The organism is Microcoleus sp. PH2017_12_PCY_D_A (assembly GCF_020738565.1).
GTDB lineage: Bacteria > Cyanobacteriota > Cyanobacteriia > Cyanobacteriales > Microcoleaceae > Microcoleus.
The window spans coordinates 9,310-17,708 of sequence record NZ_JAEQCI010000173.1 but is presented as its reverse complement, the minus strand read 5'-3'; the positions used below and the strand labels follow the sequence as shown (position 1 = coordinate 17,708).

The following is an 8,399-nucleotide window of genomic DNA, read 5'->3' as shown; positions in this document are numbered from 1 at the left end:
AACAATAAATATCTCAAAGCCTTATTAGAGCGTACAGAGTCGCTAAATTATGATGATTGCATTTACGTCCTACAGCCGGCGTTACACAAAGGCTTTAACGGTTTTTGGAGATGTCTACTGAATAAATCCCAATACGGTCATTTGTGACAAGTTAAGAAAAAGTGCAAATTGTCAAGGGGGTAGACTTGCCAGAGGTAAAATAGGATGAAACCTTGACCGGGCAAGCAGTTGAGCCATAATTGAACCAGTTTATGAGTAGCAAAAAACGAATCAACCGAGATCGTGCAAAGAAAAAAAATCGTCCTCAAGTAGAAAACGAAGCGGTAGCGAATTACCTGGAAGATTTATTAATTCCAGCAATGGCGGCCCAAAAAACTTTTTATCGCCAACTAAATTTAAGAGATAGAATTCTAACACTACCGTTAATGATGGCCTCCGTATTAAGTTTATTATGGCGAGACGTAGCAGGAGTAACAGAATTAACCAGATTATTAAAGAGAGAAGGCTTTTTATGGTGTCAGCCACAAGAAATTAGCCTCTAAGGCATTATCACTGAGATTTTTAACTTTTCGAGCTATTTTGTTTGAAAAAGTATTTAAAGAATTACTACCTCATTTTCGAGAAAAATGGTTGATGAGAAAATCGAGACCATTACCAGATAGCGTACAATTTGCCTTAAAAAGATTTGAAAATATCTGGATAGCAGATGGCTCAACATTAGAAGCATTATTTCGTAAACTAGAAAGTTTATCAGATGTTCCAATCGGTCAATTATCCGGAAAAATCGGAGTAATTATAGACCTAGTAACTCATCTTCCCGAAGAAATTTGGTTTTGGACAAATCCGAAACAAGCAGATACTCATTGCGAGAAAAATTTACTACAAACAGTCAAGCCAAAAACTTGACTGTTACTCGATAGAGGCTTCTATCACTTCGCTTTTTGGTCAAAATTAATTGAGCAAAAAATTTGATTTATTACTCGAATTAAGAAAGGTGCATCTTATCAATTAAAGCGGGTATTAACCAATACTTATGATATTAAATACCAGATAATTCAGATAGGTGCAGGGACAAAAAAGACACCAAGTTTGACTATAATATTAGTACAAATTTTCTCGAAAAATAGCTGGCGTTCTTATCTGACGAGTGTCCGATAGCCCGAAATATTGCCCCCCTATGTAGTGGCATATTTATATCAAAGACGCTGGCGAATTGAAAGGCTTTTTGTATAGTAAATAGACTCCTAAATTTAAGTTATTTATGGACAGGTTCTGTCAACGGAATTCAGATCCAAATCTGGGCTACCTGGCTATTTTATGCGGTGTTGGTAGACTTAGGGGATGCCGTTGCAGATGAATTAGGAGTGCCAATTGAACGTGTTTCATTAGAAATGATTTATCGGGGAATCTATCATTTTTCTGTTGCCTATCAAAAAGGATTAGCTTCTGACGAAAGTTAAGTATTTTGCTGACGATAAAAATCAAGATTTAGGGATTGTTAAGCGACAACGAAAACCTCAGATCAGGCTAATTATTTCTCCTTTCCCTGGAACTCAAAGAAGTCCCGAACAATTTTTTTTCAATAATAAAGGAACAAATGGAGTCATATTTTAATTGGTATCTCTGTAAAAGAAATGAGTAAGATTACTCATTGAAAACAGTGCTTTTAGCTTAACTTGTGAGTAATGCAATACGGTTGACTTAACGCTTTTTGACCAATTTCATCTCACAATTTTATAGGCAATACAGGCATTTTTGGCCAGTCAGATTGTTATTAAGTCAACTGTATTGAAATAAATCCCTCAATGAATCACTTTAAAAGTTTAAGAGTATGTGAGACAAATTCCGCATTTAACTGATGTTTAAAATTTAAGCTATTGAACATTTAAATTACATATTCCGACGATACTCCGAGCAATGTCACACTCATAGCTTGAGTAATTGTTGATACAGAATTTGAATGTAGATAAAGCTTATACTCCGGCTAACCTAACCATCGCCTAACCTTTACCTGGGTCGGTTAGAGTGAGATCGCTAGGTCTCACACTAATGTTTTTTACCTGGAAATAACGGATATGCCACCAACATCGAAAGCACTTTTAGCGGAAGTACAGCATAACACAGGAGCAACTCGAAACTTGCATTTTTATGCAAAGGGCGAAACCATTCCTTTAATGTCCCAAGGCCTTTGGCGCGTCTGTCAAGGTTTAGCACAACTGAGTACCCTTTATCCCACCGGAGAAGAAGGACTTTTGGGTTGGGTGGGGCCTTCGATGTGTTTCGGTTTGTGGTTGACTTCCTTGCAGACTTACCGAGCTACGGCGACATCAGACGTATATTTGATGTGGTATTCTATGGTGGAAATCGAAGCTTCTCCTCAATTGGCTCACGAGTTGCTGCCTCAAATGGTGCGGCGGCTGCGGCAAATGGAATCAATTTTGGCGATCGCCGGACAGCGCCGAGTAGAAGACCGTTTGTATCAACTTCTGCTATTATTGCAACAGGACTTCGGTCAGCCTGTGGTTGAAGGAACTCGTTTGAGCATCCGTTTGACGCATCAAGATATTGCTAACACTATATGCACGACTCGCGTTACTGTTACGCGAATGTTGGGAAAATTGCAGCAGCAAGGGTTAATCAGTCGAGAGGGCGATCGGCATTTAATACTTAAAAAAGATGTTTTTGCCTCCACCTCCGACTTGTTTGGCTGCAACCCTCAAGCAGTCTAGAACCGACAGGAATTTGCATCTACATAACCCTGTCTAATATTAAAGCTCAAATCCCACTGCATGAGAATTGTCAATCTTAATTTTCATTCCCCTATCTACAGGAATACCTTTAGCATTTAGAAAGATATAATTAAGCGGTGCATCTATTTAGGGGAAAACTCCATGGCTAACTCAACTTCAGAAACACCCCAACCAGAAAAAAAAGAATTAATTGACATCACAGCTAAGCCTCAAGAACAACCAGAAGAACCGCCAAATAAGGGTGATGGGCGGCAATAGATAAAACGGCGGTTGAAACCGCGTCTATACCGTCTTATTCATGGGCTTGTTTTAGCGGAAATAACTTGACAAATTACTCGGTTTGTGTATTCCCGTTGGTCGATCGCGCATTAGGCTTTCCCGGCTGTCCCCGGCGTCCATCCAGAGAAACCACCTCAGCCTCAGAACTCTCCCTAGCCACCCGAATCAGCAACCCCGACAACAACAAACTCGCCACCATCGAAGAACCGCCATAACTAAAAAACGGCAGCGGCAAACCCGTAGTCGGCAAAACCCCCGTCGCCACCCCAATATTCAGCAGCGACTGTCCCACCATCACCACCATCACCCCAATCGCCACCAACTGAGACTCAGCATTCCGGGCCCGCATCGCCACCCTCAAAGCCACCGTAGCGTAAGCCGCCAACATCAGCAACAGCGAGAAACCACCCACCAAACCAAACTCCTCAGCAAACACAGCAAAAATAAAATCGCTGTACTGAATCGGCAAATAAAATAACTTTTGCTGAGACATCCCCAAACCAACGCCCCAAATCCCGCCAGAACCCACAGCCAGCAGACTTTGAACCAACTGATAACCATCCTGCATCGCATCAGCCCAAGGATTGAGAAAAGACATAATCCGGCGGCGCTGATATTCCTTAAAACTAATACTTAAAACCGCCAACAGCATTCCCCCCATAGCCGTTGCACCCAACTGCAAATAAGGCAAGCCCGCCGCCAAAGCCACCAACCACAAAGTCATCCCGCACAAAGCCGTGGTACTCAAATTCGGCTGCAACAAAATGCCCAACAGCATCGCACCGAAAATTAACAGCCAAGTAAACCGAACTTTATTCGTCAATCGAGGCCAGTTGCCAAAAATGCGGGCGCTTTGCAGAACGAAAAACGGTTTAATCAACTCAGAAGGTTGAATAATCGGCACCGGGCCCAAAGATATCCAGCGAGTTGCGCCGTTGACAGTGGTTCCCACTCCCGGAATTAAGGTCAACCAGAGCACTCCCAGCAGCACCAGAATTCCCAACTGAGCTGTTTTCATCAGGTAACGCAGGGGGGAGTAAACCATTAAGTTAAAGCCCGCCAGCCCGATCGCCACTGCGATTAGTTGCCGCTTAAAATAGTAAAGGCCGTCTCCCAATTCAGAATTGGCAATGGGATAGGAAGCCGAAAACAAAGCTGTCAGCCCTACAAACAGCCACAAAAAAGTCAACCACCTGAGCCACCGGGCCTCAGCGGCCCATTGCGAAGCGCTGGGGTCAAAAAATGGAATAAAGCGTCGAAGGTCATTAGTCATTAGTCATTAGTCATTAGTCATTAGTCATTAGTCATTAGTCATTAGTCATCAGTCATCAGTCATCAGTCATTAGTTTAAGAATTACAGACATCTCGCGCAAGCGAATCCGTTGCCGAACTTGCCTTAATCCGTGACATCCGTTAAATCCGTTAAAAAATCCGTTGCCGAACTTCCTTCGGCTATACAATCATAGCAAACAAAAAAAGAGGTCGCGATCGACCTCTTGCCCTCTATCAATCCATTCTCGGATTTTAAAGTAAGCCAGTATTAGCTCCGGGCTTACCCGTAGCCAGTTGCACTTTAATAATTCTGCCGCCCATTTTCATAATTCTTTGCTGTTCCCGGAACCAGTTGTCATAGGGAACCAGCTTAGTAAAATAGGTATTTTGCAATTCGCGCTGAGTGCGGATGCGAGTTTGGCTGGGGACGCAAGCAGTCACTTTAAACATTCTCATGGGAAACAAACTCCTGAGTAGGTTTACAGATTTTTAGATGGATTTTAAAAAGATTGAAGTCAGGGAGTTAGGAGTCAAAACTAGCTCGTTAAAACTCGTCGGGCTTTCTCGACTGGCCTTTGACGGTCTAGCAATCACTCTCAACTTCCCTGACTTCTTTCAAAGCTAAAGGTAACAAGTCCAAAGTTAAAAGTTAAAAGTTAAAAGAGGCAAGAAATAAATCTTTTTCCTTCTTCCTTCTTCTTTCTTCCGACTTCTATCGGACTGAAATCCGTTACATCCGTTACAGAATCCGTTGCCGAACTTCCTTCTTCCGACTTCCATCGGAGTGAAATCCCTTACATCCGTTACATCCGTTACATCCGTTACAGAATCCGTTGCCGAACTTCCTTCTTCCTTAGATTTAGCTCAAGCCAGAGCAGATGTAGTCGAAATAGACGCCCATTTCTTTACCAGCGTCAGAACCGACCAAACCGGCGGTGACTTCTTTCATTGCTTGGATTGCTTGTACGGTAGAACCGATGGGCACGCCCAAGGAGTTGTAGGTTTCTTTCAAACCGTTGAGCACGCGCTCGTCAAGGATGGAAGGGTCGCCAGCCAGCATGGCGTAGGTGGCGTAGCGGAGGTAGTAGTCCAAGTCGCGGATGCAAGCTGCATAACGACGAGTGGTGTACATATTGCCGCCGGGACGAGTTACGTCAGAGTACAACAGAGACTTAGCAACTGCTTCTTTGACGATTGTGGCTGCATTGGCGCTGATGGAGGTAGCGGCGCGGACGCGCAGTTCACCAGAAGCGAAGTAGTTCTTGAGCTTGTCTAATGCGCTGCTGTCCAGGTACTTACCTTGAACGTCAGAGGTATTGATTACGGCGGTAATTGCGTCTTGCATGGTTGTCTTGTTTCCTTGAAAGTGGCTGAGTCAGTCCAATTTTGGAGCTAGAATTTTAGATTTGGGATTGGGGATTTGAGATTTACAAGTAGTTGATTATCTGCAAAAGCTTTTGGCTCCTTATCAGTAACCCTCGATCGTGCAATCAAAAATCTATAATCAAAAACCTAAATTCTTTACTGCATCGCACCGATAACGTAGTCGAAGTAAGAGGAAGCTTCGGAAGCATCTTCTCCAGACAGCAGCGCAGAAGCTGCATTCTTCATAGCGCGCACACCTTCGGCGACGGCTGCAATCGGGGTTCCGAGAGAGTTGTACATTTCGCGGACGCCGACAATACCGATTTCTTCGATCGGAGTAATGTCGCCAGCTACGATTCCGTAGGTGATCAAACGCAGGTAGTAGTCCAAGTCGCGCAAGCAAGTTGCGGTCATTTCTTCGCCGTAAGCGTTGCCGCCGGGAGAAACAACATCAGGGCGCTTTTGGAAAAGTTGGTCGCCTGCTGTCTTGACGATGCGTTCGCGGGATTCGCTCAAAATTTGGGCGATGCGGACGCGGCGTTCACCAGAGGTGACGAAGCTCTTGATCCGGTCTAATTCGCCTGGGCTCAGGTAACGAGCTTCAGCGTCTGCGTTGACGATTGATTTGGTGACGATACTCATCTTGTGTGTACCCGCTGGATATTTTGCAATTGCGAACTGCTCCGCGTTGAACTAGCGACGGCGGGCGCTTTCATCCCGTACCTTTCGCTTCGCTGGTGGCTGGAGCTTTGACGGGGAAGGGTGGACTTTCCACAGCCTGCAACTGTTGAAGTTGTTACCGGGTGTCTGCCTTCGCTGTTTGACGGCGCTCGTTCTTTACGCCGGTGCGTTTTTTTGTGGCCGCACTGAGCCTGTCGCTTAGAATACCACAAATGATTGATGCGATCTTTAATCTACGATCGAGATTGCAGCAGATCCTTGAGTGGCGATCGAGTGACCCTCCGGCAGTTGGTCAGAATATTGCTTCTCTGATGCAACTACCTCTCGCAAGTATTTTGAGGCATTATGTTCACATTCTGAGTGTTACCGTAATAGTTTGTAACATTCCTTTTCATTTTTGGGCCCTCCGCGGCGTCTAATTTGTTAAAAATTCAAGGTTAAAAAATCGCTCAAAGTCTATACCAGCAAACGTTACAGCCATCGAGTTTTCAGATCTGTGTCCCTAGGGCGACGGCGCGAGGCTAAAAAACTTCTCTGTCAAACAGAGGTGCGGGAGACAGGGGAGAGACAGGTGCGGATCGGAAATGGGGACTTTTAAGCTTGTAGCTAAATTTGACTCTCGTCCAACAACGGATAAAAGTTTCCCACACTCGGACGCCGAGCGACCAAAATTTTAGATCGAGGTGCTATTTTCCAGACTCATCTGTGGAATCAATCTAAAATCTAAAATCCCAAATCCAAAATCGATCGACTCTCACTTTGTAACCAGGTGCGCCGTGAAAAGAAATCTATCAGCCCTAAAAAAAGCTTTGCAGTTTGGGATTAGCGGTGCTGTCGGCGGTTTCGCCGGCAATCTCATCACTGAACCTTTCATGCACCATCTCAACGATTCAACATCTGTTTTTGACAGTGTATTGTCCACAAGTCGCTGGTTTGGATTGGTAGGCGGCGGCATTGCTACTGCTATTATGTTCGGCTATTATTACTATATCAAAGGCAAGCCACAAATCAAACAATCTTTTAAAAATGGCGGATTGTTTGGTGTCATCTCGGGGGCAATTTCTGGAGCAATCGCTGAAGGTATTTTTAGCGGGATTGGCGACGGCGAAAACGAAATATTGCCAGTGATTTGCTGGGGAATAGCTGGCGGTTTGTTAGGACTTGGACTTTCTAAACGAATTCCCAATTTAGGAATGCTGCGCGGCGCGGGTGGCGGCGGTGTGGGAGGCGTTTTGGGCGGTTGTTTATTTATTCTGTTTGCTTATACTTTGTCGGGTACGGCGGGCCGTTTAGCTGGCTGTGCTGCGATCGGCTTTTGGATTGGAATTATGCTAGTTGTGGCCGAAACTTTGTTTAACAAAGCTTGGCTGGTAATTAGTTACGATACCGGCACCAATCGCACTCTGACTATTGGGGCGGAACCGATAACTTTTGGTAGCGATGAAAATAAGTCTATTATCTACATTCCTCATGTTTCGCCTTTAGCGATGCGGTTTCAATTGGAAGCGGGTCAAATTGTTAAAGAGAATCGGCAACTGTACAGTTACAGTGGGAAACTCTGATTTGCCCGCTCCTAATTCTGCTCGGGTTACGCCGACTATTTTATCACAAGCATCCCCGGCCAATGCTTTTACCAGCCGTCAATTTTTGCTGAAATTGGGAAGTCGAGTTATCCCTCTGACTGCGGGCACTCAGCTATTCACCTCTGACATCCCGAGTTTGACTGCTGCGGCGTCTAACGGTGCGGTAGCGGTGGTGAATTCTCGATCGCCAAACGAGCTATCCTTGGGATTGACCAATTTGGGCGATCGTTCTTGGTGGGCCACAGACAGTCAAGGCGACATGAAAATGGTTGAACCGGAAAGTACCCTAACTTTAGCCTTGGGAACTAAAATCGAATTTGGTGAAATCCAGGGCGAGATTGTCGGAAGCTAAGTAATCTTAAATCCCTATCCAATTGGTTCGTAGTAAGGACTTTAGTCCTCTAAGAAAGGATGCGGACTAAAGTCCTCACTACGAACCTTTTTGTAAGGACTTTAGTCCTCTAATTTC

At 44.6% G+C, this 8,399-nt stretch carries 7 protein-coding genes and 1 pseudogene; 4 read left to right on the top strand and 4 right to left on the bottom strand.

What is annotated here, in order from left to right:
• The first annotated feature begins 251 nt into the window (after nt 1–251).
• Both JGK39_RS31090 and JGK39_RS31085 read left to right on the top strand, forming a co-directional pair.
• Nucleotides 252–1,614, top strand: a pseudogene (locus JGK39_RS31090) (IS4 family transposase).
• Nucleotides 1,615–2,075: 461 nt separating this feature from the next.
• Nucleotides 2,076–2,729 (top strand): Crp/Fnr family transcriptional regulator, encoded by a 654-nt coding sequence (locus JGK39_RS31085; RefSeq protein WP_293261727.1) that lies wholly within the window; start codon nt 2,076–2,078, stop codon nt 2,727–2,729.
• Nucleotides 2,730–3,081: 352 nt separating this feature from the next.
• On the opposite strand, the gene JGK39_RS31080 is transcribed toward JGK39_RS31085, so the two are convergent.
• The 4 genes from JGK39_RS31080 to apcA form a co-directional block, all read right to left on the bottom strand.
• Nucleotides 3,082–4,302: an FtsW/RodA/SpoVE family cell cycle protein gene (locus JGK39_RS31080; RefSeq protein WP_293261730.1), complete on the bottom strand. Its 1,221-nt coding sequence runs from the start codon at nt 4,300–4,302 to the stop codon at nt 3,082–3,084.
• A 251-nt stretch (nt 4,303–4,553) separates the two neighbouring features.
• Nucleotides 4,554–4,757 (bottom strand): phycobilisome linker polypeptide, encoded by a 204-nt coding sequence (locus JGK39_RS31075; RefSeq protein WP_006634929.1) that lies wholly within the window; start codon nt 4,755–4,757, stop codon nt 4,554–4,556.
• Between the two features lie 403 nt (nt 4,758–5,160).
• The gene (apcB, locus tag JGK39_RS31070; RefSeq protein ID WP_293261733.1) at nt 5,161–5,646 is read right to left on the bottom strand and encodes an allophycocyanin subunit beta; all 486 of its coding nucleotides are present in this window, start codon (nt 5,644–5,646) and stop codon (nt 5,161–5,163) included.
• 176 nt (nt 5,647–5,822) lie between these two features.
• The gene (gene apcA / locus JGK39_RS31065) at nt 5,823–6,308 is read right to left on the bottom strand and encodes an allophycocyanin subunit alpha (protein ID WP_293261736.1); all 486 of its coding nucleotides are present in this window, start codon (nt 6,306–6,308) and stop codon (nt 5,823–5,825) included.
• Between the two features lie 815 nt (nt 6,309–7,123).
• Here apcA and JGK39_RS31060 point away from each other — a divergent pair.
• Together JGK39_RS31060 and JGK39_RS31055 are read left to right on the top strand one after the other, a co-directional pair.
• Nucleotides 7,124–7,909: a hypothetical protein gene (locus tag JGK39_RS31060; RefSeq protein ID WP_293322582.1), complete on the top strand. Its 786-nt coding sequence runs from the start codon at nt 7,124–7,126 to the stop codon at nt 7,907–7,909.
• 1 nt (nt 7,910) lies between these two features.
• Nucleotides 7,911–8,282: a hypothetical protein gene (locus JGK39_RS31055; protein ID WP_293322580.1), complete on the top strand. Its 372-nt coding sequence runs from the start codon at nt 7,911–7,913 to the stop codon at nt 8,280–8,282.
• Nucleotides 8,283–8,399: the final 117 nt, after the last annotated feature.

Coding starts and splice junctions, on each gene's coding strand:
- JGK39_RS31085 (WP_293261727.1), top strand. CDS start 2,076: ATGCCACCAACATCGAAAGCACTTTTAGCGGAAGTACAGCATAACACA.
- JGK39_RS31080 (WP_293261730.1), bottom strand. CDS start 4,302: ATGACTAATGACCTTCGACGCTTTATTCCATTTTTTGACCCCAGCGCT.
- JGK39_RS31075 (WP_006634929.1), bottom strand. CDS start 4,757: ATGAGAATGTTTAAAGTGACTGCTTGCGTCCCCAGCCAAACTCGCATC.
- apcB (WP_293261733.1), bottom strand. CDS start 5,646: ATGCAAGACGCAATTACCGCCGTAATCAATACCTCTGACGTTCAAGGT.
- apcA (WP_293261736.1), bottom strand. CDS start 6,308: ATGAGTATCGTCACCAAATCAATCGTCAACGCAGACGCTGAAGCTCGT.